This window comes from Wenyingzhuangia gracilariae (genome assembly GCF_056387575.1).
Map to the genome: position 1 here is coordinate 1,802,636 of NZ_CM150748.1, position 22,858 is coordinate 1,825,493.

The window sequence follows — 22,858 nt, forward strand, 5'->3', positions numbered from 1 at the left end:
TTTCATTGAAATAAATTACTTTTGCGTTGTATGATTACAGTAGACATTATTTTAAAATATTTTCCTGATTTATCGGAAAAACAGATTGAACAATTCACAAAACTAGAAAGCTTATACAAAGAGTGGAACGCTCAAATAAATGTAATTTCTAGAAAAGACATTGATGAGTTGTATATTAGACACATATTACATTCTTTAGGAATTGCTAAAGTACAACCATTTAAGCCCGGTTCAAGAATTTTAGACGTGGGTACAGGTGGTGGTTTTCCGGGTATTCCATTGGCCATTTTATTTCCTGAAACAGAATTTTTATTGGTAGATTCTATTGGTAAAAAAATTAAAGTGGTAAATGGTGTTGCAGAAGGAATTGGTTTAACCAACCTAACTGCAGAACATATGCGTGCCGAAAAAGTAAAAGGTGAATTTGATTTTGTGGTTAGTAGAGCTGTTACAGCTATGCCCGATTTTGTAAAATGGGTAAAAAAGAAATGTGCTAAAAAACAAAATCATGCACTTAAAAATGGTATCCTATATTTAAAAGGTGGAGATTTGACAGAAGAGTTAAAAGATTTTCCAAGTGTAACTTTATTTGATTTGCCTACTTTTTTTGAGGAAACTTTTTTTGAAACCAAAAAAGTTGTACACCTTCCTTTAAAGTACAAACCCAACAATTAACCATGAAATTTTTTCTTTATTTTATATTCATCACTTTTCCGTTTGCTTTGGTTGCTCAAGACAAACTCTATACCGATGAAAAATATTATGAAGATCAATTTTACATAGGTGTGCAATACAATACCTTTATTTCGTATCAAAAGGGAATTAACAACAATGGTGTTCCTTATAGTTTTGAAGCTGGTTTTATAAAAGACATGCCCTTAAACAAACGACGAAATATAGGCTTAGGATTAGGAATAGGTTATAGTTACGACATTCTTAGACCTAACATAACGATTACTCAAAATGGAGATGTTTTGGAATATGCTATTAGCAACAACTTTAGTAGTTACAAGTATCAATCTCACCATATAGAAATACCTTTTGAATTTAGATGGAGAACATCAACCCCAACAAATAGTAGTTTTTGGAGAATTTATACCGGAGGCTCTTTTGTTTATAACCTGAGTAATAAAGCAGAATTTAATACCGGATCTGAATTAACAAGTTATAGCAATCTTAGTAGTTTGACTAAAATAAATTATAGTATATATACTTCTATTGGTTTTGGAACCTGGAACTTCTACATTAAATACTATTTAAAATCTCCTTTTAAAGACTCTATAAGAACTATAGATGATAAAAAACTTAGTTTTAACCAACTAAAAATGGGAGTACTTTTTTATATTTTATAAAAAATAACTCAACACCATTGGGGTAAACAACCCCAAAGAAAGCCCCCAAATTATTTCTTTGTAGTTATGAGCCTTTAATTGAAGTCTGGCTGTAGCTAAACAACCTAACAGAGCTACTATTAAGGCTATTGTTTTATTGGCATACTCATAATTTTCTCCATAAATTAAAGCAAAACCTAGCAAACCAGCCATACCCAACATATGCAAACTAATTTTTACTTGGTTGTAAAACATAAAACTTGTTATAACTAAACCTATAGCAGTAGAGTAAGCTAAAATGGTTAATTCTCTTAATTGTAAATACTGTAACACTCCTGCTAAAAATAAGTAATTTACAATCATTATAATTACTGGAATTTTTCTTTCTTGTATAGTTTCTGCCTGATTTGTTTTTACAATCCCTACCAATCTAAACAAAAACAAAGTAACTACGGGTACCACAAAAGTACTTCCTAAAACAATAAAAAAGATAAGGTATTTTTGAGCAGAAGACAAAGGCAATGGCAACACCATTAAATATATTACTGTAGTTATTGACGGTAAAAACACTGGGTGAAGAATGAGTGATAATGCTTTGTAAAACTTATCCATCTGTTTATATTTCTTTTCTTAATCTAGCAACCGGAATATCCAATTGCTCTCTATATTTAGCTACTGTTCTACGTGCTATTAAATATCCTTTTTCTTTTAAGTGAGCCGATAATTTATCGTCCGTTAATGGTTTTTTCTTATCTTCTTCTGCCACCACTGTTTTTAAAATACTCTTTATTTCTCTTGTAGAAACATCTTCTCCCTGATCGTTTTTCATAGATTCAGAGAAAAATTCTTTCACCAATTTAGTTCCATAAGGTGTGGCTGCATATTTGCTATTGGCAACTCTAGAAACTGTAGAAATATCCATATTTATTTTCTCGGCAACATCCTTTAAAATCATTGGTTTTAACTTGCTTTCATCACCTGTAAGCAAATATTCTCTTTGTATATCTATAATACAACTCATAGTTACCATTAAAGTTTGTTGTCTTTGCTTGATCGCATCAATAAACCATTTGGCAGAATCTAGCTTTTGTTTGATAAACAAAACAGCATCTTTCTGAGATTTTGTTTTGGTTTTAGCCTCTTGATATCCCTTTAGCATGTTATGATACTCTCTTGAAACGTGCAATTCGGGTGCATTTCTAGAGTTTAACAACAACTCAACTTCTCCATCGGCAACTCTAATGGTAAAATCAGGAACAATTTGCTCTACAATTTTAGAGTTTCCTACAATAGAACTTCCCGGTTTAGGATTTAATTTTTCTATTTCTTTTACGGCATCTTTAAGTTCTTCTTGCGTAATTTCAAACTTAGTTAATAACTTTGCGTAATGCTTTTTTACAAACGCATCAAAAGCCTGATCTAATATTTGAATGGCCAATTCTACAGCTCTTGTAGGTCTTTTTCCTTCTAACTGAATAATTAAACATTCTTTTAAATCTCTTGCTCCTACTCCTAAAGGTTCTAATTTTTGAACTACATCATACAATATATCTTCTACCTTACTTTCTTCTGTAAAAATGTTTTGAGTAAATGCCAAATCATCAACAATATCAATAGTTTCTCTTCTTAAATAACCATTGTCATTAATACTTCCTACTAAAAATTCGGCAATAGCATATTCTTCATCAGAAAGTGTAAATGTATTTAATTGATTGATTAATGATTGATGAAAACTAAGTCCCCCTGCATAAGGAATTTCTTTATCTTCATCGTCCGAAGAATAGTTATTGGCTTGTAATTTATAACTCGGAATATCATCATCGCTTAAATACTCATCTATATTAATATCATCTGCAGCAATAGATTCATTTCCTTCATCAGCATATTCGTCATAAGAATCTTCAAAAGAATCTTCTTGCTCTTTTCCAGATTCTAATGCTGGATTTTCTTCAATCTCTTGTTTTAATCTTTGTTCAAAAGCCTGTGTAGGCAACTGAATCATTTTCATCAACTGAATTTGTTGAGGAGATAATTTTTGAGATAATTTTAAATTTAAGCTTTGTTTTAGCATTTAGTTTGGAGTTCTTATAAACCTATATAACTAAGGTAAGTAAAGTATTTGTTAGAAACAAGCATTCCACCAATCAAATTTTATGCCGAATTATTTTTTATTTTTTAAACCAAGCAACATATTTGTTTTTTTATTGATTTAATCATCAAAAAATTAATTACATTTAATTAAGAAATTCTGATTAGCACCTTAAAAACTACAGAATTATAATTTACACAAATGGACATTAAAGAAATAGATACAATTGAATTAAAATATCTTGATATTAATGATTATCAAGAATTAAAACAAGCCATGATAGAAGTGTATCATGATTTGGAAAACTCTTATTGGGATGAGCATCATATAAAAACGTTGATTCACAAATTTAAAGAAGGGCAAGTTGTTATTAAAGTTAATGGACATATAGCAGGTTGTGCTTTGTCTATTATTGTTGACTACGAAACTTTTTCTGACGACCACACTTATAGCGAAATAACCGAAGACTACACATTTAACTCGCACACAAACAGTGGAGATATGCTGTATGGTATTGAGGTGTTTATTAGACCTGAATTTAGAGGTTTGCGCTTAGGAAGAAGACTCTATGATTATAGAAAAGAACTGTGTGAAAACTTAAACTTAAAAGGAATTGCCTTTGGAGGTAGAATTCCAAACTACCACAAATATGCCGATAAATTAAGCCCAAAAGCTTATATAGAAAAAGTAAAACTGAAAGAAATTCACGACCCTGTGTTAAATTTTCAGATGTCTAATGATTTTCATCCATCTAAAATCATCAAAGGATATTTAGAGGGAGATACAGGTTCTAATGATTTTGCTGTGCTATTGGAATGGGATAATATTTATTATCAAAAACCTAAAAAAATTGCCACACAAAATAAAGAGGTTGTAAGAATAGGACTGATTCAATGGCAAATGAGACCGTACAACAGTCTAGATGACATGATGAAACAAGCCGAGTATTTTGTTGATGCCGTTTCTGGTTATCGTTCTGATTTTGCTTTGTTTCCAGAATTTTTTAACGCTCCTTTAATGGCAGGCAATAACCATTTACCAGTTGCCCAAGCTATTAGAGAACTGGCCAAACACACTAAAGAAATTGTTCAGAAATTTTCTGAGTTATCTATATCCTATAATATTAACATCATTACGGGAAGTATGCCCGAAATTAGAGATGAAAAATTGTACAATGTGGGGTACTTATGCAAACGTGATGGTTCTATAGAACGTTATGAAAAAATACACGTTACTCCAGATGAAGAAAAAGTATGGGGAATGCAAGGAGGAAACAAACTGCAAACCTTTGACACCGATTGTGGTAAAATTGGAATTTTAATTTGTTACGATTCTGAGTTTCCAGAACTAAGTAGAATTTTAGCAGATGATGGCATGGATATTTTATTTGTCCCTTTCTTAACCGATACCCAAAACGGCTATTCTAGAGTAAGACATTGTGCCCAAGCTAGAGCTATAGAAAACGAATGTTATGTGGCTATTGCAGGAAGTGTAGGAAACTTACCTAATGTAGAGAACATGGACATTCAATACGCGCAATCTATGGTATTTACACCTTGTGATTTTGCTTTTCCTAGCAATGGTATTAAAGCAGAAGCCACTCCAAACACCGAAATGATTTTAATTGCCGATGTAGATTTAAGCTTGCTAAAAGAACTAAACCAACACGGTAGCGTTCGAAACCTAAAAGACAGACGTACTGATGTGTACGAATTAAAAAGAAAATAATTACACACACCTAAAAAAAGGGTCACAAAACTAATTGTGACCCTTTTACTTTTTTACTTACTAAATTATTTAACTACCAATGTATATTGCGGAGTTGGATTTAAAGGACAGAAATACACATATTCTCCTTTTTCTAATTTTACTTCTTTAGAATGTCCTGTGGTATTGTTTTTTACTAAAGAGGTTACATACGCATTTTTAATGTGATGAGCTTCATCTGTTTTTCCTTTAGGAGCCAATACAAAACCAACATCTTTTCCTACTTCGTGATTTGCAATTTGAAACACATAAGTTCCTTCTGATAAAGTAATAGCTTTTTGAGTAAACTCTCCTTTGGTTTGCTCTAAAGCTACTGTTTTTATGGCTTTAGTTTGTGCGTTTACTGTAAACAAAGACCCCACTGCAATTATCAACCCTAATACTAAATTTTTCATGTTTTATTTATTTAAATTATTTATTGTTTTAATTCTCTGACAAAGATGCAACCAATACTTTCGTTTAAAAATGGACAAAAGTTCCTAGTAGTTGGACTCTTTGTTTTATTAAACGAAATCTCCTGCTTTTACTACTGGAAAATCAATTTCTGTTTCTGCAATATGATTGACATAGTTTGTTAACGTGTTTGATACTACGTTTAACACCAGTTCTAAAATATCTTCATCTGTATAACCTGCATCTTTTACTGCTTGCAAAGATTCTGCAGAAACCAATCCTCTTTTGGCAGTTATTTCTTGTGCAAATTTTAATCCTGCTTGTTGTTTTGCATCTGCTGCCTCTCCTTTTCGGCTTGCTATAATTTGATTTTCATTCAAACCATTTAATTTTCCAATTGCAGTATGTGCAGACAAACAATAATTACAGGTATTTTCTTCTGCAATTGCCAATGCCAATTGTTCTCTAAATTTATTGGTAAAGTTTCCACTAGCAGTTAGTTCTCCCAAAGACAAATAACTTTTTAAAGTTGCAGGAGAGTTCCCAAACACTTTAATTAAATTAGGTACAAATCCTAATTTGTTTTGTACTGCTGTAAATAATTCTTTTGCTTCTCCTGTTGCTGTTGCCGGATTTAATGTTTTAATTTTTGTACTCATAATTTCTGTATTTTATAATTGTTCTTTTGTTATGTCTTATTGACACTACAAAGATGCAACCCATACAAGCCTTTAAAAATGGACAAAAGTTCCTAGTAGTTGGATGTTAGCTATTTTTGGTTTTTAATGCTTGAGCACTACACATACATTGCATGTACAAATACTAGCCTTTCTACAAACTAGAAATACATACGTTTTTATAATGCTTTTAAAAAATGAGTGGTAATGGAATTAGAAATTAGTATTCTTTTCTAAACTGTAAAGGTGATTTGTTTTCTGCCTTGGTAAAGAATCTTGTAAAATAAGCTGCATCATGAAATCCTAAATCGTATGCAATTTCTTTAACCGGTACACTAGTATATATTAATTGACGTTTGGCTTCTAATAAAATTCTGTTTTTAATAAAATCACTAGGAGATTCTGCTCCAACTCTCTGAAAGTTTTTAGTTAATGACTTTGGAGACAAAGCCAATCTTTTTGCATATTCAGACACTGCGTGTATACTTTTAAAATTCTGCTCTACAAGCAAACTAAAATCTTTAAATAATTTTGTCTCTACATCCGTTTTAACAGGAGCTAACTCTTTTTGTATTCTTACCGACAAAATGATAAACTGCTTTAAATACGCTTGTAGCATATCGTACTGAGCCACCTCATTCTTTTGAAATTCTTCTTCTAAATTTTCTAAAATAAAACTTAGTTTTTTAGTATCGTTTTCACAGGGTTTTACATAAGGAGTTTCGTATACATTGTTAAACAGCACTCCGTTACAAGCTACAGCTTGATCATGAGTTTGTATGCAATAAAAATCTTTGGTAAATGTAATTTTATAAGCCTCTTTAATACTTTCTGTTTCTACACTAAACACCTGACTTGGCGACAGGAAAAACAACACATTGTTCTTAAATAGATACTTTTTAAAATCTATATAATAAGTTCCTGTTCCCTGTTTTATCCAATAAATACTATAGTTTTTTACCTGTTCTGGCTCATTAAAAACACAAGCTTTTTCAAAATTTACTGTTTCTAAAAAAAATTGATCTTTATAATGGTAAGTCTCTATATGTTGGATGGCCATAAATATGTTTTTTTCGTGCATTTGGTCGGTAACAATTAAAAAAGCTAACAACAAATGCTATTTTACAAATCCCATACATATTCTTTTCTATAGCACCAACACTCTAAAAAAACTTAATATTAATAGTTTTATCTTATTTATACCATTCCCTTTATTAAGCTTATAAAAAAGCTATTTTTGTAAATAGCTAAATATTTTCTTTTAAACATGGCAGACCTTTTACTAAAACTATTTTTACCCTTATCTCTTTCTATCATCATGTTAGGAATGGGAATGTCTTTAACTTTAAATGATTTCACAAGAATTTTTAGACAACCTAAAGCTGTATTTATTGGGTTGTTCAATCAAATTATAATACTACCTCTACTAGCTTTTGGCTTAGCAATATCTTTTAATTTAAACGATGAATTGGCCATAGGTCTTATCATTCTATCTGCATGCCCTGGAGGTGCTACAAGTAATATTATTACTCAAGTATGCAATGGAAACTTAGCTTTATCTGTAACCTTAACTGCTGTTACTAGTTTTACAGGTATCTTGTCCATTCATTTTATAACCTCTTTTGCTTTAAATTATTTTAATACACAAACAGACACTCCTATACAATTACCTATTGCAGATACCATTTCACAAATTATGATGATTACCGTATTTCCTATTTCTTTAGGAATGATGATTTTAAAATACAAAAGAAAATTTGCCTTAAAAATGATAAAACCTATGAAAATAGCTTCTACCATTATATTTGCTTTAATTCTTATAGGACTTATTACTTCTAACTTTTCTCAAGTTAAAGTTGCCCTAAAAGAAGTAGGTATTGTAACCCTAATTTTAAACCTAAGCATAATAGGATTTGGTTTTTTAATTCCCAAACTGTTTCATTTAAATGATGAGGATTCTATTTCTGTAGGTGTAGATGGTGGCATACAAAACGCTACTTTAGGAATTGTGGTAGCAACTACAGTTTTAAACAACATTCAAATGGCAGTACCCACAGCTGCTTATTCCATTTGGATGTATATTACAGGAGGGCTTTTAATGTGGCTTATTAATTATAGAAACAAAAAAAAGCTCTTAAACAACTAAATACCACCTATATAATTACTCAAATCTTCATCTCTTTGAAGACCTATTTTTTTGCGTATTCTATGCCTAGAAATATGTACACTATTCACAGAAATATTTAACAATCTAGCCATTTCTTTACTATCAAACTTTAACTTTATAAGCGCACAATGTTTTTGTTCTGTTGGAGATAAGTTGCTATGCTTTTCTTTTAATCTTTTGTAAAAACCTGTATTTACCTCTGTAAAACGCAAATTAAAACTTTCCCATAAATCTTTATTTCCTCTTACAACTTCTTTTTGAATTTTTCTGTAAGATTCAGGATTACTATCCTTTAACAAACTCAATAATTTGTCAATATTTTTATCCTTCTCTATCAGTTGCAGAGCAGACACTGTAAGTTCTTTACTCTTTGTTTCTAGAACAACATTTAATTTTTCTTGATCGTGTTTAATTTTAATTTCATTTTTTTCTTGCTCTACCTCTAGCTTTCTAACCTTAGATTTGTAATACACCAAAAACACAAACCCAATTACCAAAAACAAAATAAAAGCAATTGCAAAAATCAATTGTGTTTGTACTCTTTTCTTTTTTTCTATCAAATGATTTTGATGAATAATTTGCTGATCTTTTTTCAACAAATGTTCTTCATATTCATTTTTTATTTCAAATAACTGACTGTTGTTTTGATTTCGCATACTAAACAAACTATCTGCTATTTTAGTAGATTTTTGAAGATAATAATACGCAGTATCTAATTTTTGCTTTTGTTGATATATAAGTGCTATTTTTTTTAGAACATCAGATTTTATATCGGTGTGAGCATTAAAAACTTCTAATTTATCCAAACTCTTTTCATAAAACTCAAGCGCTTTGTTATAATCTGATTTTTGAGCATATAAATCACCCAAAAAGGAATAAACAATTACTAAATAATGTCTGTCTTTCTCTTCTAAAAGATTTTCAGCCCTAAGCAACAAAGGCTCTGCTACTTCAATTTTTTGTTGTAAAAGAAACACCTTTCCTCTTTCTGCCAAAACATACGGATTCTCTTTAGTTTTAAATCTTTCTTTAAACAAAAAAACGCAAGAATCTAAATATTGTAAACTCTTCTCGTAGTCTCCAAATCTTCTATGTTGCACAGCCAAGTTGTAATAAGCCTTTCTTAAAAGAATTTTGTTTTTGTTGTTATTCTTAAACTGTTTCTTTACATGTTGCAAAGCTAATAGCTTATGTTCAATTGCCTTTTGATGTTTTCCATAAATTCCATACAATCCTCCTAACTCACTATGAATCGTTATCAATTGTTCCATTTCTCCATATGAATCTGCTAACGATAAAGCTTTCCACAAATCTCCATATGCCAACGTATACAATCCTTTATTTTTATTTACATCAGCTTGTTTGATATATTTCTCTATCAAAACAATAGTATCAAAACTATATGTTGGTAATTTTTCTTGATGTTTTTTTAGCAAAAAACCACTTTCTATATTAGAAACTTTAAGCAGTTTGTTTTTATTATTTCCCAAAACTTTAAAGACAAACAATATTAAAATCGTAAAAAAAAACAGATATCTTTTCATAATAGGCAATTTAGGTAATTTTATCGATTGATAAGGTGATTGACAAGTAAATACAGTACATAAGGAGGTATTTGTAAAGTTATTGTAAAGTTAAAAACAACTTGTTTTTTTATTTCATTATCTATTTTTGAAAAGATCAAACCCTTGCTATAAAAGCTTTTGAATACTACAGGCTTAGAAAAAGAGTCAAGGGTACAAAATTCTAACCTAATTTTTACTGAACAATTATGAAAAAACTTCTTTTAGTACCAATTTTATTCTTTGCATTATTAACCTCTTGTAACAAAGACGAAGAAGATACTTTTATACCTCCTACCGAAAAAGAAACACCAGAAGAAGAAACTCCAGAAGAAGAAACTCCAAACGAAGAAGAAACTCCAACAGCCTGCAACATTACCACCAAAGATGGATTGTTAATTATAGAAGGAGAAAGTTTTAATTTAAAAGGACAATGGAGAGTTGTAGCAGACGAAAGAGCATCTGGAGGAAAATACATAGAATACACAGGTGCTAATAGTTACAACAGCCCTAATCTGACACATGAAATTAGTGTAAAATTTTATGTACCTGCCAAAGCAGGTTATAGAGTAAAATGGTTTATGAGACAACCCGAAGAAGAAGCTTCTGGAGATTTAGCGAATGATGTATGGATTTATTTTCCAGGAGACCTAGGTCGTGCATATGTAAACAAACAATCTGTTACGTTAGAACATTACGAAAAATTTGTAAGTAGAAGTGCTAAGGATGGTGAATTTGCTTTTGGAGGTGCCTTAGATTTACACAACCCAAAATCTAGCTCATGGATGACTGTTGATTTTCCAGAAGCAGGAGAATATACTTTAAAAATTTGTGCTAGATCTAAACATTTTCAATTAGACAAAATCATCTTATCTACAGGTTTAGACAACGATACCGTAGCTGAAATATCTAAAGATTTAACCGAAGCCAATACTTGCGATTAATTTACTCTTAAATAAAATACATAATGAAATCATTATTTTTACTCACTACCCTTTTGTGTTTCTCTTTTGGCTCATCTGCACAATTTTTAACTTACAATCAAAATAGAATTGCTTGTAGTGCAGATGGTAACGCTCAACCAGATTTAGAGTATACAGGAAAGTATAACTATGCAGACCCCGATGATTGGGGAGCTACTCCTGCTGCCTTGGCCATGTTGGCTAAAAAGAAACTACAAAACAAACTGGTTCATTTTTCTTATAACAACTTTATACCATCACCTCCGCATACCACAGTAAGAAATTACATGAAAGAAGGAGTTGATGGGGCTATTGAACGTTGGAATTTTAATTCTTCTGTTTTTTTTGATGTGGGTACTCACAAAGAAAAAGCCATTAAGCATTTACAACAAGAACTAGAAAAATCTACCAAAAACAATCCTCTGTTTTTTATCAACATGGGACCTTCTGAATTTTTATATCAAGCAGTGCAAAAAACAGTTAGCAACGGAAACATAGACTGTTTATCTCATGTATATATTTTATCACATAGTAACTATAACGACCATCATTTAAGAAGACCCAATCATCACACTATAAAACAAGTAATAGAGTTGAGCAAAAATAGATTACATTTTAAAAGAATTAAAGATCAAAACAACAAAAACAACCCTAACGAAGGTTGGAGCTCTTACCACGATTGGTCTGTTTGGGATTGGTTAAAAAATCATCCAAATCCAGACATTGCTTGGCTGTGGAAATGCATGAAGAAACACAAAGAAAAAAGGGCAGATATTTCTGATGCTGGTTTGATATGGTATTTATTAACAGGTGATGAAGACGGAAATCCATCTAAATTTCAAAAATTCTTAGGAAACAAAATTTAGACATCAAAAAAAATCAAATCATTTGTAAAATAGCATATATGTTCTACTGAATTACGAATAAGCAACATCAAAAACAAATAGTAATCTATAAATTAGTCCAATACACATTACTCTGTTTTTAAATGAAAATACAATTACATTTTATTCTAATTGCCTTTATTTTTAGCGCTACTGTTTTTGGAAAAACTATTTATATTTCTACCAATGGTAACGACAGTAATAACGGTTCTATCACCAATCCCTATAAAACTTTTAGCAAAGCCATTTCTGTAATGTCTGCTGGAGATGTATGTATTATTAGAGCTGGTGTTTACGAAGATGAATTTAACATCACTAAAAACGGAACTGCCAATAACTACCTAACGTTTAAAGCTGCTGATGGTGAAAAAGTAGAGGTTAACGTTACCAAAAGTTTAAACAATTGGCAACCACACAACGGCTCTATTTACAAAACCTCTGTAAACATGAATATAGAGAAAAGATTTAGAGCTGTTTATCACCATAATGAATTTATGGATTTGGCCAGATGGCCAAACAACATAGACAATAACCGTTGGACAGTAAATTGTACTCCTGTTACCGGAGGTGATGGCACCCACTTTACAGCCAATAACATTCCTAATATAAATTGGACAGGCGGATTGGTTTATTATTTAGGTGCCCATTCTGGTGCCAGCTGGACCAGAACCATTACAGCCAGCACTACTTCTAGAATTGATTTTACCGAAGTAGACATTAACAAATGGCCCTTTAGCCCCCACAATCCTACCACCTGGAGAAATTACCCAGGCAACCAAAGAGGACAAATGTATTTGTTTGATAAGTTAGAGGCCTTAGATTATGCTAGAGAATGGTATTACGATTCTACCAATCAAACCTTGTACTTTCAGCCTGCTGACGGAAACACCCCTACGAATGGTACCGTAAAATACGCTACTCGAAAATATGCTGCTGAATTAAACGGTGATTATATAAAATTAGAAGGCATTCATTTTTTTGGAGGAGCTATTAAAATTCACAACCGAGCTGATTACAACCAAATTATCAACTGTACCGTAACCCATGGTAGCGAAGGTCACGATTCACTTACCAATACTGGAGCTCAAGTTGGAGAAGCATCTATAGAAGTCTTGGGAGACTTTACCTTAATAAAAGGATGTACCATTAACCACAGTTCTGTAAGTGGTATTGTAATTTCTGGATGGGCAGCTGATGATTGTACCATAGAAGGAAATACTATTAGCAATACAGATTATGTTGGTATACACGCATCTCCTATAAGAACGAGTGGAGACAGAATGAAAATACTTAAAAACACCATTTATAACACTGGTAGAGATGGTATGTATGTAGCAGGTACGGATTCCGAAGTAGCTTATAACGATGTATCTCACTCTCAAATAATAAATAGTGATTCTGGCATTTTTTACACTGTGGGAAATAGCAGCCTTAAAAACAATGAAATTCACCACAACTGGTTTCATGATGCAACTGCTCCTTCTTACTCACACAACCCAAGCGATCCTGCCAAAGCAGCTGGTATTTATTTAGACAACAATAGCAAAGGATATGTTGTGCATCACAATGTAATTTGGAATGTATCTTGGTCTGGTTACCAAGTAAACTGGAACAATACTCATTTAGATTTTTATCACAATACCATATGGAATGCTCAAACCGCAATGGATTCTTGGGTAAATGGTTATAGCCAACCTAATAATAAAATTTACAACAATTACGCAAACACGGGGAGTTGGCACACAGGTACAGGAGCCAGTGAGTTTGACATTCAGAACAGTCCTATTTTTACAGATTCTCCTTTTGAAAATACAGAAAATTTAAATTTCATGCCATCCGCAGGTAGCTCTTTAATTGATGCAGCTCCTATTATTAGTGGCTTTACCAAACCTTACAAAGGTTCTAGTCCTGATATTGGTGCTTATGAACGTGGTGGAACAAGGTGGACAGCAGGTATTAATGCTATTGAAGATACAGGTGAAGGAGAAGCATGGACAGTTTTTGATTCTCAATTCACTATTACTTCATACTCAGAAACCTGTCCAAACGAAAACAATGGAAAAATAACTATTTCTGCTGATATTACTGAGAATTACAGCGTAACTTTTAATGGACAAACTAACGCTTTTACCAAAGAAATTACACTAACAAACTTAGAACCTAACAATTATGATTTGTGTATTTCTTTACAAGGAAAAACAGAACAACAATGTTTTAATGTTCAAATAGAAGAAAGTTCAAGCATTAATGTTGAATCTTCTTTAAAAAGCAATGGGACTTACGCTATTGAAATTAACAATGGTACACCTCCGTATAAAATTTCTGTAAATGATGAATTGGTTCTTGAAACTTCATCTACCTCTATAGAAATCCCGGTAAACCAAGGAGATGTCGTAAAAATAGCTTCTGAACCAAATTGCGAAGGTCTGTCTGTAAATTCTATAGATTACTACAGCAATGCAAAAGTTAGCCCTAACCCAACACTTGGGGAGTTTTATATAACGGTTCCTGTTAGCAATGGAGAGGTTCCTGTAGAAATTTACAATGTACAGTCTCAATTAATTCAATCTAAAACCTGCACCATTACAAATGGTCAAATTCCGTTAACCATAAAAAATCAACCTCCGGGAGTCTATTTTGTAAAAGTTGTGAGCAACAAACCTACCGTACTAAAAGTGATTAAAAACTAGAAAAAAAGCCTCAAACGATTAGTTTGAGGCTTTTTTATAATTTGTAAAAGTTACGCTTTTAAAAAGTCAGTAACATTTTTCTCTATTCTTTCTAACACATTAGAAATGTCTGCTTTTACAAAATCTTCTCCTGTAATTTGCTCGTACAATTCAATATATCTATTAGAAATTTCTTCTATTTTTTCATCTGTTAATTCAGGAATTTGTTGTCCTTCTTTTCCTTGAAATCCATTTTCTATCAGCCACTGACGAACAAACTCTTTAGACAATTGTTTTTGAGCCTCTCCGTTGTTTTGTCTTTCTTGATATCCTTCTGCATAAAAATAACGAGAAGAATCTGGTGTATGAATTTCATCAATTACCACAATTTTACCATCGGCAGTTTTACCAAATTCATATTTCGTATCTACTAAAATCAATCCTCTTTCCGCTGCCAACTCTGTTCCTTTTTTAAACAAAGCCAACGTATACGCTTCTAATTGTTTGTAATCTTCTTCAGACACAATTCCATTAGACAAAATAGCTTCTCTAGAAATATCTTCATCATGATCACCTAAATCTGCCTTAGTTGTTGGTGTAATAATTGGTGTTGGAAATTTATCATTTTCTTTTAATCCTTCTGGCATGGTAATTCCACACAGCACTCTTTCTCCACTTTTGTAGGTTCTCCAAGCATGACCCGTACAATAACCACGTACCACCATTTCTACTTTAAAAGGCTCACAAGCATAACCAACAGTTACGTTAGGATCTGGAGTTCCCAATACCCAGTTTGGACAAATATCTTTGGTAGCTTCTAACATTTTAGCAGCTATTTGATTTAAAATTTGTCCTTTATAAGGAATTTGTTTTGGCATAATCACATCAAAGGCAGAAAGTCTGTCTGAAGCAATCATGACTAATTTTTCGTTTACCGTATAAACCTCACGAACTTTTCCTTTATAAATAGCTGTTTGCCCTGGAAAATTAAAGTTGGTATCGTTAATTGTGTTACTCATCTCGGAATTTAATTTGTTGCAAAAATAGGTATTTAGAATCAAGTATCTAAAATCTAGAATCAAGACTTTTATTCTAATTTACTTTCTAAAACTTAGCTCTTAAACTATTATCTCTTTATTTTACTCCGTTTCTATACTTTTATAAGCTGTAATAATTTCTTTTACCAAACGGTGACGAATGACATCTTTTCCATCTAAATAGACCTGAGCAATTCCTTTTACTTCTTTTAAAGCCAACAAGGCTTCTTTTAACCCAGACACTTGTTTTCTTGGCAAGTCTATTTGTCCTGGATCTCCGGTAATTATAAATTTGGCTCTTTTTCCCATACGGGTTAAAAACATTTTCATTTGCTGATGCGTTGTGTTTTGTGCCTCATCTAAAATTACAAAAGCATTATCTAAGGTTCTACCACGCATAAAAGCTAAAGGAGCTATTTGTATCACTCCTTTTTCCATATAAGATGCCAAGCGTTCTGCAGGAATCATATCTCTTAAAGCATCGTACAAAGGTTGCATGTAAGGATCTAGTTTTTCCTTCATATCGCCAGGTAAGAAACCTAAATTTTCTCCAGATTCTACCGCAGGTCTTGTTAAAATAATTTTTTTAACCTCTTTTTCTTTTAAAGCTCTAACAGCCATGGCAACAGCCGTGTAGGTTTTTCCTGTCCCGGCAGGTCCTACAGCAAACAACATATCATTAGTGGTCATGGCTTTTACCATATTGCGCTGGTTGTCTGTTTGAGGTTTTATTAAATTCCCTCCTACACCATGCACCAATACATCATCTTTAGCACGTTGCTTTTGCAATTCTATTTGAGAAGACAACAACAATTGCTCTATACTAGTTTCATCTAACTTGTTGTATTTTGCCAAATAATTAACTAATACTTCAATTCTTTTTTCAAATTCATCTAATAAAATTGCTTCTCCATAAGCTTTTATTTGATTTCCTCTTACCACCAATTTTAATTTAGGATAATAAGATTTGATCAAATTGATATGAGAGTTATTAGGCCCAAAAAAGTCTATTGGGTTGATTTCCTCTAGGGTAATTAAACGTTCGTTCAAGCTTTTAATCTGTTTATAAATTGCTTTACAAAGTACATAATTATCATTTACAATTCTGTAAATTTGCTTAGAATAATTCACAAAACGTTAATATAGTTTCCATATATGGCATTCATTACTCTAACTACTGATTTTGGAAGAAAAGATCATTTTGTATCTGCAGTAAAAGGAGCCATATACAATTTGTTTCCAGAAACTACTATTGTAGACATTTCTCATGAAATATCTCCGTTTAACATTACAGAAACAGCTTATATTTTAAAAAACGCATATAAAAGTTTTCCTAAAGGAAGCATACATATTGTAGGAGTAGATTCTGAAATGACTCCAGAAAACAAACACATTGCCCTTTTGTTAGATGGTCATTATTTTGTGTGTCCAGACAATGGAATTATGTCTTTAATTGCTTCTGAAATCAACCCTACAAAAATTGTAGAAATTAACATACACGACCGAGTTGAAACCAGTTTTTCTGTATTAGATGTGTTTGTGAACGTGGCATGCCATATTGCCAGAGGCGGAACGCTAGAGGTGGTAGGTAGACCTTTGTCTGAAATTAAAAAAATGGTAGAACTACAGCCCCAAACCATTTCTGAAAGTAAAATTTTAGGTTCTGTTATTTATATTGACAACTATGGAAATGTAATCACAAACATTACCAAAGAATTGTTTTACTCTGTTGGAAAAGGTAGAGATTGTATGATTTCTGCTGGTAGATATACTTTTAAAAAAGTATATAGTAAATATAGCGATATTGTAAATTTTGATTTGCCTGTAAACCAAAGAAATGCACCTGGAACAAAAATGGCATTGTTTAACTCTGGAAATTATTTAGAAATTGCTATTTACAAAAGTAATTTACAAACCGTTGGAGGAGCTTCTACCTTATTAGGTTTAGATTATAGAAGTAGTATTAGCATAGAATTTTAAACCCCTAACGCACTTGCAAATGATTGCCATTTTTAACAAAGAAATTCAGTCCTTTTTTAGCAATGCTGTAGGTTTTCTTATGATTGCTTGTTTTTTAATTTTAAACACACTACTCCTTTGGATTTTTAAAGGTTACAGCAACGTAATTTATACTGGGTTTGCTAGTATTTCTACATTTTTTAACAATTGCTCTTGGATTTTTGCCTTTTTAATTCCTGCAATTACTATGAAAAGCTTTGCAGATGAATACAACAACGGAACCATAGAAATTTTAAAAACACTCCCCATTACCAATCATCAAATTGTTCTTGGAAAGTTTTTTGCCCAGCTAACCATAATTGCTATTGCCTTATTTCCTACACTTGTCTATGTATACAGTGTTTACAAACTCGGAAACCCTGTTGGAAACATAGATTTAGGAAGCACATTTACTTCATATATTGGATTGTTTTTACTAGCTGCTAGCTATATTGCCATTGGATTATTTTGCTCTATTTACACCAAAAACAACATAGCCTCTTTTATTCTTAGTGTTTTCATCAACTTAATTCTATACTTTGGATTTTCTGCCATAGAAAACCTGAACGAAACCACAAATTATGGTTGGAATTATATAGGAATCCCCTATCATTTTGATAATTTAACAAGAGGAGTTATTAGCGTTTCTGACATCCTTTACTTTGCAAGTATCTCATTTTTGTTTTTAGGACTTACTAAATTACAGCTAGATCATGATTAGAAAAAAACACGTTTTCTTGTTCGTAATTTTTGGGTTGATTCAGTTTTTTGCATATCAACTAAATTATAGATGGGATTTTACCAAAGACCAAAGATATTCACTATCTAACCCAACAAAAAACCTTTTAAAAACAATTGAACAAGATGTGTATATTAATGTTTATTTAACGGGAGATTTACCTTTTGATTTTGAGAAACTAAACCATGAAACTCAATATTTTTTAAAAGAAATACAAACATATAATTCGCACATACATTATCGTTTTATCAATCCTAAAAAAAATCAAGCACAACTAATTAAGCAAGGTTTAACTCCTAGCAAATTAACGGTTCAAGAAGATGGTAAAATTTCTGAAAGTATTATTTTTCCATGGGCAATTGTAAAATCTGGATCTAAAACAGCTACTGTTAGTTTGTTAAAAAACTCCTCTTTTAACGATCAGAACACACAAATAGAAAACTCTATTCAAAATTTAGAATTTACGTTTGCCAACAACATTCAAAAAGTTATTGCACAAAAACAGCAAAAAATTGCTATTCTAAAAGGAAATGGCCAATTAGAAGATATTTATCAATATGATTTTTTAAAAACCTTAGGTCAACATTATTATTTAGCTCCTTTTACTTTAGATTCTGTTACCAAACAACCTTTAAAAACACTATTACAATTACAAAAGTTTGATTTGGCTATTATTAGCAAACCCACAGAAGCTTTTACCGAAGAAGAAAAATTTACTTTAGACCAATACACTCTTAACGGAGGAAAATGTCTTTGGTTGCTAGATCTAGTACACACTCCTAAAGATAGTTTAATGCAAAACGGAAAAGTGTTGGCATATCAACGAGATTTAAATCTAACAGATTACCTATTTAATTATGGGGTTAGAATTCAAAAACACTTAGTACGAGATTTGTATGCAGCTAAAATACCATTGGCTGTTGGAAACATAGGTAACAAAACTCAGTTTGATGAATTTTTGTGGGACTATTATCCTGTATTAAAAACCAACAACCAACATGTAATCAATCAAAACGTTGGAGACATTAAACTAGAATTTGTTAATAGTATTGATACTTTAAAATCCTCTGTTCACAAAACTGTACTTCTACAAAGTTCCAACTTTAGTAAAATAACTTCGGTTCCTAATTATATAGAACTATCGAGTATTACTCAAAGCTCTAACATTAAAACCTACAATGCTGGATCTAAAATTATAGGTGTGTTGTTAGAAAATAATTTTACATCAGCCTACAAAAACAGAATCAAACCCTACAAAAACAACTTTATAACCCAAACAAATAAAGGAAAAATGGTTGTTATTGCAGATGGAGATATTAGTACCAATCAAATTAGCAAAGGCAAACCCTTAGAACTAGGACTAGACAAATGGACCAATATGTACTATGCAAATAAGGAGTTTTTAATGAATACAATCTATTATTTATTAAACGATTCTGGTCTTATTCAGTTAAAAGCCAAACAAATTACTTTAGATAAAATTAATCAACCCAAAGCTTTTGAAGAAAAAACAAAATGGCAATTCATAAACACTAGCCTTCCGTTAACAATACTTGCCATTTTTGGAGGATGTATTTATTATTACAGAAAACACAAATATTAAGCAAAGGTTATTAACACTTTGCTTAATTATGTTTAAAAGATTTATTGGATACATTCTGTTTTCATACTATATTAGCTATTACTAATAATGTATAATTACATACAACATAACCTATGAAATTTATAGTATCTAGCTCTCAATTGTTAAAGCAATTGCAAGTTTTAAGTGGTGTTATTAGCACAAGTAACACCTTACCTATTTTAGATAATTTCTTATTTGAACTAAGCGAAAACGAACTAAAAATATCTGCTTCAGATTTAGAGACTACAATGTCTACTACAATTGAAGTACAATCTGATAATGAAGGGGCTATTGCTGTACCATCAAGAATATTATTAGACACTTTAAAAACTTTGCCAAACCAACCTTTGACATTTAAAATTGAGGGGGCTAGCGAGGTAGAAATTACATCAGAACAAGGAAACTACGGAATGCCTTATTTTGATGGTAGTGAATTTCCTAAAGCAGTAGCATTAGAAAACCCAAGCACCACCATAGTTCCAGCAGATGTGTTGGCAAACGCTATTTCTAAAACTATTTTTGCCACAGGTAACGATGATTTAAGACCAGTAATGAGTGGAGTTTTCTTCCAATTTGGAACAGACAACTTAACTTTTGTAGCTACCGATGCTCATAAATTGGTAAAATATACACGTACAGATGTTAAAGCAGAAGAAGCTGCTGAGTTTATTATGCCTAAAAAACCTTTGAACATTTTAAAAGGAATTTTAGCAACATCAGACACAGAAGTTTCTATATCATATAACGAATCTAACGCTAAGTTTACGTTTGACAACGTAGCTTTAATTTGTAGATTAATTGATGGAAAATACCCTAACTACAATGCGGTAATTCCTAAAGAAAACCCTAATAAATTAAACATTTCTAGAGGGTCTTTTTTAAACTCTACCAAACGTGTATCTATTTTTTCTAGCAAAACAACACACCAAATTCGTTTAAAAATGGCAGGTACAGAATTAAATATATCTGCAGAAGATATTGATTTTTCTAACAAAGCCAACGAACGTTTAAACTGTGATTATCAAGGAGACGATTTAGAAATTGGATTTAATTCACGTTTTTTAACAGAAATGTTAAACAACCTATCATCGGACAACGTACAATTAGAAATGTCTTTACCAAACAGAGCAGGAATTTTAACCCCTGCCGATGGTACCGAAGAAGGAGAAGAAATTACCATGTTAGTAATGCCTGTTATGTTAAGCAACTAATTCTATTTCTTTAAACATATTAAAAAAGCGTTTCACATTTTTGTGAAACGCTTTTTATTTACCTTTACTGCAAAACTTACAGATTATGAACTTTCTTGCGCATTTATTTTTAGCGGGTGCTAATAAAGAAATCATTATAGGTAATTTTATTGCAGATAGTATTAAAGGAAATAAACTCAGTCATTTCTCCAAAGACATACAATTTGGTATTCAAATGCACAGAGCTATAGATACGTTTACAGATACTCATCCTATTTTTAGGCAAAGCAAAAGAAGATTGGATCCTAAATACAGATTGTATAAAGGGGTGATTATAGATTTGATATACGATCATTTTTTAGCCAAAAACTGGCATCAATACTCCAAAATACCTTTACAAAAATTTAGTCAAGGAGTGTATAAAACACTACAAGACAATTTTGATATTTTACCCGAAAAAACACAATATTTACTTCCGTACATGACCCAACAAAATTGGTTATATATGTACCATAGCATACCTGGTATTACAAGTATTCTACACGATATGAATGTAAGAACCAAAGGACATTCTAAAATGAATGAAGCTATTGTGGATTTACAAGAAAATTACATCACTTTAGAACAAGATTTTATTTCTTTTTTTAAGGAACTTAAAATTTTTAGTTTGCAATATTTACAAAATTATGAATGCAAAAACATTAAGTAACGGACTTTTAAGAACCATTGCTATTTTAACAGGAATCGTATTCTTAGTGTGGTTTTTTATTCAAATACAAACCATTATTGTTTACATTATCATATCGGCAGTACTTGCTTTAATCTCTAGACCAGCGGTTCAATTTTTAACGCAAAAACTAAAACTAAACAATACTTTGGCTGTTGTTATTTCTATTCTAATATACAGTGTATTTACATTGCTTATTTTAAATGCTTTTACTCCGTTAATCAGCAAACAAAGTCAGAACTTAGCATTGCTAAACTCTAATGCATTTAAAAACAATATAGAACAATTAAGTAACGAAGTAAATGATTACTTATTAATCCATGATATTGATATTTTAGAAAAAACTAAAAACATAGATTTTCTTCCTAGTTTAAAAAACATTCCCAATATTTTAAATATTATTCTAAGTAAAATAGGTTCTTTTAGCATGGGCTTATTTTCTGTTTTGTTTATTACTTTTTTCTTTATGTTAGATTCTAAAATATTATCTAGAGGAACATATGCTTTTATTCCCAAAGCACATATTATTCATGCGGCTAGGTCTATAGAAACTATTAAAGATTTATTGTCTAGATATTTTATTGGCTTGGTTATTCAAATTTCTGTACTGTTTGCTATTTACAGTATTATTTTAAGTGTTTTTAACATAGAAAATGCCATTATTATTGCTTTTTTATGTGCGTTGTTCAATTTAATTCCCTACATAGGACCTTTAATTGGTGGATTAATTATGTTTGTTTTGGCAACTACAAGCAACTTAAATTTAGATTTTCAGACTGAAATTTTACCCAATTCGCTATACATTATGGGAGGATATTTAGCAGCTCAATTAATTGACAATTTTATCAGTCAGCCTTTAATTTTTTCAAAAAGCGTAAAATCTCATCCTTTAGAAATTTTCTTAGTAATTATGATTTTTGGAAGTTTGTTTGGTATTATAGGAATGGTTGTTTCTATTCCTGCATACACCGCTATTAAAGTTGTAGCTAAGGAGTTTTTTAACAAATACAAAGCTGTAAAATTATTAACCAAAGATTTTTAA

21 protein-coding genes are annotated in these 22,858 nt (G+C 31.3%); 13 read left to right on the plus strand and 8 right to left on the minus strand.

Annotated features, from left to right (window positions below):
- Positions 1-30: 30 nt before the first annotated feature.
- Together rsmG and ACY2IJ_RS07870 are read left to right on the plus strand one after the other, a co-directional pair.
- On the plus strand, positions 31-675 hold the full coding sequence (gene rsmG, locus ACY2IJ_RS07865) for a 16S rRNA (guanine(527)-N(7))-methyltransferase RsmG (RefSeq protein WP_476723811.1): 645 nt from the start codon (positions 31-33) through the stop codon (positions 673-675).
- 2 nt (positions 676-677) lie between these two features.
- Entirely contained in the window at positions 678-1,352 is a 675-nt protein-coding gene (locus ACY2IJ_RS07870; protein WP_476723812.1) for a porin family protein, read from the plus strand.
- Here the strand turns inward: ACY2IJ_RS07870 and ACY2IJ_RS07875 are convergent.
- Both ACY2IJ_RS07875 and rpoN read right to left on the minus strand, forming a co-directional pair.
- Entirely contained in the window at positions 1,347-1,943 is a 597-nt protein-coding gene (locus ACY2IJ_RS07875; protein WP_476723813.1) for a hypothetical protein, read from the minus strand. The genes ACY2IJ_RS07870 and ACY2IJ_RS07875 overlap by 6 nt on opposite strands.
- 4 nt (positions 1,944-1,947) lie before the next feature.
- Positions 1,948-3,402: an RNA polymerase factor sigma-54 gene (gene rpoN / locus ACY2IJ_RS07880; RefSeq protein ID WP_476723814.1), complete on the minus strand. Its 1,455-nt coding sequence runs from the start codon at positions 3,400-3,402 to the stop codon at positions 1,948-1,950.
- Positions 3,403-3,621: 219 nt separating this feature from the next.
- Between rpoN and ACY2IJ_RS07885 the strand changes: the two genes are divergently transcribed.
- Positions 3,622-5,148 (plus strand): carbon-nitrogen hydrolase family protein, encoded by a 1,527-nt coding sequence (locus ACY2IJ_RS07885; RefSeq protein WP_476723815.1) that lies wholly within the window; start codon positions 3,622-3,624, stop codon positions 5,146-5,148.
- A gap of 65 nt (positions 5,149-5,213) precedes the next feature.
- On the opposite strand, the gene ACY2IJ_RS07890 is transcribed toward ACY2IJ_RS07885, so the two are convergent.
- From ACY2IJ_RS07890 to ACY2IJ_RS07900, 3 genes are all read right to left on the minus strand, one after another.
- On the minus strand, positions 5,214-5,582 hold the full coding sequence (locus ACY2IJ_RS07890; RefSeq protein WP_476723816.1) for a hypothetical protein: 369 nt from the start codon (positions 5,580-5,582) through the stop codon (positions 5,214-5,216).
- A gap of 108 nt (positions 5,583-5,690) precedes the next feature.
- On the minus strand, positions 5,691-6,239 hold the full coding sequence (locus ACY2IJ_RS07895; RefSeq protein ID WP_476723817.1) for a carboxymuconolactone decarboxylase family protein: 549 nt from the start codon (positions 6,237-6,239) through the stop codon (positions 5,691-5,693).
- 238 nt (positions 6,240-6,477) lie between these two features.
- Entirely contained in the window at positions 6,478-7,317 is an 840-nt protein-coding gene (locus tag ACY2IJ_RS07900; RefSeq protein WP_476723818.1) for a helix-turn-helix domain-containing protein, read from the minus strand.
- Between the two features lie 207 nt (positions 7,318-7,524).
- Between ACY2IJ_RS07900 and ACY2IJ_RS07905 the strand changes: the two genes are divergently transcribed.
- Positions 7,525-8,403, plus strand: a complete 879-nt coding sequence (locus ACY2IJ_RS07905; protein ID WP_476723819.1) for a bile acid:sodium symporter family protein — start codon at positions 7,525-7,527, stop codon at positions 8,401-8,403.
- On the opposite strand, the gene ACY2IJ_RS07910 is transcribed toward ACY2IJ_RS07905, so the two are convergent.
- Positions 8,400-9,914, minus strand: a complete 1,515-nt coding sequence (locus ACY2IJ_RS07910; protein WP_476723820.1) for a tetratricopeptide repeat protein — start codon at positions 9,912-9,914, stop codon at positions 8,400-8,402. The genes ACY2IJ_RS07905 and ACY2IJ_RS07910 overlap by 4 nt on opposite strands.
- Positions 9,915-10,195: 281 nt before the next feature.
- Here ACY2IJ_RS07910 and ACY2IJ_RS07915 point away from each other — a divergent pair, with 281 nt between their 5' ends.
- The 3 genes from ACY2IJ_RS07915 to ACY2IJ_RS07925 all read left to right on the plus strand — a co-directional run bounded on the left by ACY2IJ_RS07915 (position 10,196) and on the right by ACY2IJ_RS07925 (position 14,522).
- Positions 10,196-10,930, plus strand: coding sequence for a hypothetical protein (locus ACY2IJ_RS07915; RefSeq protein ID WP_476723821.1), 735 nt, complete (start codon positions 10,196-10,198; stop codon positions 10,928-10,930).
- Between the two features lie 23 nt (positions 10,931-10,953).
- On the plus strand, positions 10,954-11,814 hold the full coding sequence (locus ACY2IJ_RS07920; protein WP_476723822.1) for a hypothetical protein: 861 nt from the start codon (positions 10,954-10,956) through the stop codon (positions 11,812-11,814).
- A 122-nt stretch (positions 11,815-11,936) separates the two neighbouring features.
- Positions 11,937-14,522: a right-handed parallel beta-helix repeat-containing protein gene (locus ACY2IJ_RS07925; RefSeq protein WP_476723823.1), complete on the plus strand. Its 2,586-nt coding sequence runs from the start codon at positions 11,937-11,939 to the stop codon at positions 14,520-14,522.
- Positions 14,523-14,572: 50 nt separating this feature from the next.
- Here ACY2IJ_RS07925 and ACY2IJ_RS07930 read toward each other — a convergent pair whose 3' ends face one another.
- Together ACY2IJ_RS07930 and ACY2IJ_RS07935 are read right to left on the minus strand one after the other, a co-directional pair.
- Positions 14,573-15,520: a phosphoribosylaminoimidazolesuccinocarboxamide synthase gene (locus tag ACY2IJ_RS07930; protein WP_476723824.1), complete on the minus strand. Its 948-nt coding sequence runs from the start codon at positions 15,518-15,520 to the stop codon at positions 14,573-14,575.
- A gap of 120 nt (positions 15,521-15,640) precedes the next feature.
- Entirely contained in the window at positions 15,641-16,588 is a 948-nt protein-coding gene (locus ACY2IJ_RS07935) for a PhoH family protein (RefSeq protein WP_476723825.1), read from the minus strand.
- A 105-nt stretch (positions 16,589-16,693) separates the two neighbouring features.
- On the opposite strand from ACY2IJ_RS07935, the gene ACY2IJ_RS07940 reads away from it, so the two are divergent.
- From ACY2IJ_RS07940 to ACY2IJ_RS07965, 6 genes are all read left to right on the plus strand, one after another.
- Positions 16,694-17,518 (plus strand): SAM hydrolase/SAM-dependent halogenase family protein, encoded by an 825-nt coding sequence (locus ACY2IJ_RS07940; RefSeq protein WP_476723826.1) that lies wholly within the window; start codon positions 16,694-16,696, stop codon positions 17,516-17,518.
- 19 nt (positions 17,519-17,537) lie between these two features.
- On the plus strand, positions 17,538-18,257 hold the full coding sequence (locus tag ACY2IJ_RS07945; RefSeq protein WP_476723827.1) for an ABC transporter permease subunit: 720 nt from the start codon (positions 17,538-17,540) through the stop codon (positions 18,255-18,257).
- Positions 18,250-19,878, plus strand: a complete 1,629-nt coding sequence (gene gldG / locus ACY2IJ_RS07950; protein WP_476723828.1) for a gliding motility-associated ABC transporter substrate-binding protein GldG — start codon at positions 18,250-18,252, stop codon at positions 19,876-19,878. The genes ACY2IJ_RS07945 and gldG overlap by 8 nt, the downstream gene beginning before the upstream one ends.
- A gap of 113 nt (positions 19,879-19,991) precedes the next feature.
- Entirely contained in the window at positions 19,992-21,110 is a 1,119-nt protein-coding gene (dnaN, locus tag ACY2IJ_RS07955) for a DNA polymerase III subunit beta (RefSeq protein ID WP_476723829.1), read from the plus strand.
- Positions 21,111-21,195: 85 nt separating this feature from the next.
- Entirely contained in the window at positions 21,196-21,798 is a 603-nt protein-coding gene (locus ACY2IJ_RS07960) for an acyl carrier protein phosphodiesterase (RefSeq protein ID WP_476723830.1), read from the plus strand.
- On the plus strand, positions 21,776-22,858 hold the full coding sequence (locus ACY2IJ_RS07965) for an AI-2E family transporter (protein WP_476723831.1): 1,083 nt from the start codon (positions 21,776-21,778) through the stop codon (positions 22,856-22,858). Before ACY2IJ_RS07960 ends, ACY2IJ_RS07965 begins: the two co-directional genes overlap by 23 nt.

Excerpts from the sequence above, each read along its gene's own strand:
- rsmG (WP_476723811.1), top strand. The coding sequence starts at position 31 with ATGATTACAGTAGACATTATTTTAAAATATTTTCCTGATTTATCGGAA.
- ACY2IJ_RS07870 (WP_476723812.1), top strand. The coding sequence starts at position 678 with ATGAAATTTTTTCTTTATTTTATATTCATCACTTTTCCGTTTGCTTTG.
- ACY2IJ_RS07875 (WP_476723813.1), bottom strand. The coding sequence starts at position 1,943 with ATGGATAAGTTTTACAAAGCATTATCACTCATTCTTCACCCAGTGTTT.
- rpoN (WP_476723814.1), bottom strand. The coding sequence starts at position 3,402 with ATGCTAAAACAAAGCTTAAATTTAAAATTATCTCAAAAATTATCTCCT.
- ACY2IJ_RS07885 (WP_476723815.1), top strand. The coding sequence starts at position 3,622 with ATGGACATTAAAGAAATAGATACAATTGAATTAAAATATCTTGATATT.
- ACY2IJ_RS07890 (WP_476723816.1), bottom strand. The coding sequence starts at position 5,582 with ATGAAAAATTTAGTATTAGGGTTGATAATTGCAGTGGGGTCTTTGTTT.
- ACY2IJ_RS07895 (WP_476723817.1), bottom strand. The coding sequence starts at position 6,239 with ATGAGTACAAAAATTAAAACATTAAATCCGGCAACAGCAACAGGAGAA.
- ACY2IJ_RS07900 (WP_476723818.1), bottom strand. The coding sequence starts at position 7,317 with ATGGCCATCCAACATATAGAGACTTACCATTATAAAGATCAATTTTTT.
- ACY2IJ_RS07905 (WP_476723819.1), top strand. The coding sequence starts at position 7,525 with ATGGCAGACCTTTTACTAAAACTATTTTTACCCTTATCTCTTTCTATC.
- ACY2IJ_RS07915 (WP_476723821.1), top strand. The coding sequence starts at position 10,196 with ATGAAAAAACTTCTTTTAGTACCAATTTTATTCTTTGCATTATTAACC.
- ACY2IJ_RS07920 (WP_476723822.1), top strand. The coding sequence starts at position 10,954 with ATGAAATCATTATTTTTACTCACTACCCTTTTGTGTTTCTCTTTTGGC.
- ACY2IJ_RS07925 (WP_476723823.1), top strand. The coding sequence starts at position 11,937 with ATGAAAATACAATTACATTTTATTCTAATTGCCTTTATTTTTAGCGCT.
- ACY2IJ_RS07930 (WP_476723824.1), bottom strand. The coding sequence starts at position 15,520 with ATGAGTAACACAATTAACGATACCAACTTTAATTTTCCAGGGCAAACA.
- ACY2IJ_RS07940 (WP_476723826.1), top strand. The coding sequence starts at position 16,694 with ATGGCATTCATTACTCTAACTACTGATTTTGGAAGAAAAGATCATTTT.
- ACY2IJ_RS07945 (WP_476723827.1), top strand. The coding sequence starts at position 17,538 with ATGATTGCCATTTTTAACAAAGAAATTCAGTCCTTTTTTAGCAATGCT.
- gldG (WP_476723828.1), top strand. The coding sequence starts at position 18,250 with ATGATTAGAAAAAAACACGTTTTCTTGTTCGTAATTTTTGGGTTGATT.
- dnaN (WP_476723829.1), top strand. The coding sequence starts at position 19,992 with ATGAAATTTATAGTATCTAGCTCTCAATTGTTAAAGCAATTGCAAGTT.
- ACY2IJ_RS07960 (WP_476723830.1), top strand. The coding sequence starts at position 21,196 with ATGAACTTTCTTGCGCATTTATTTTTAGCGGGTGCTAATAAAGAAATC.
- ACY2IJ_RS07965 (WP_476723831.1), top strand. The coding sequence starts at position 21,776 with ATGAATGCAAAAACATTAAGTAACGGACTTTTAAGAACCATTGCTATT.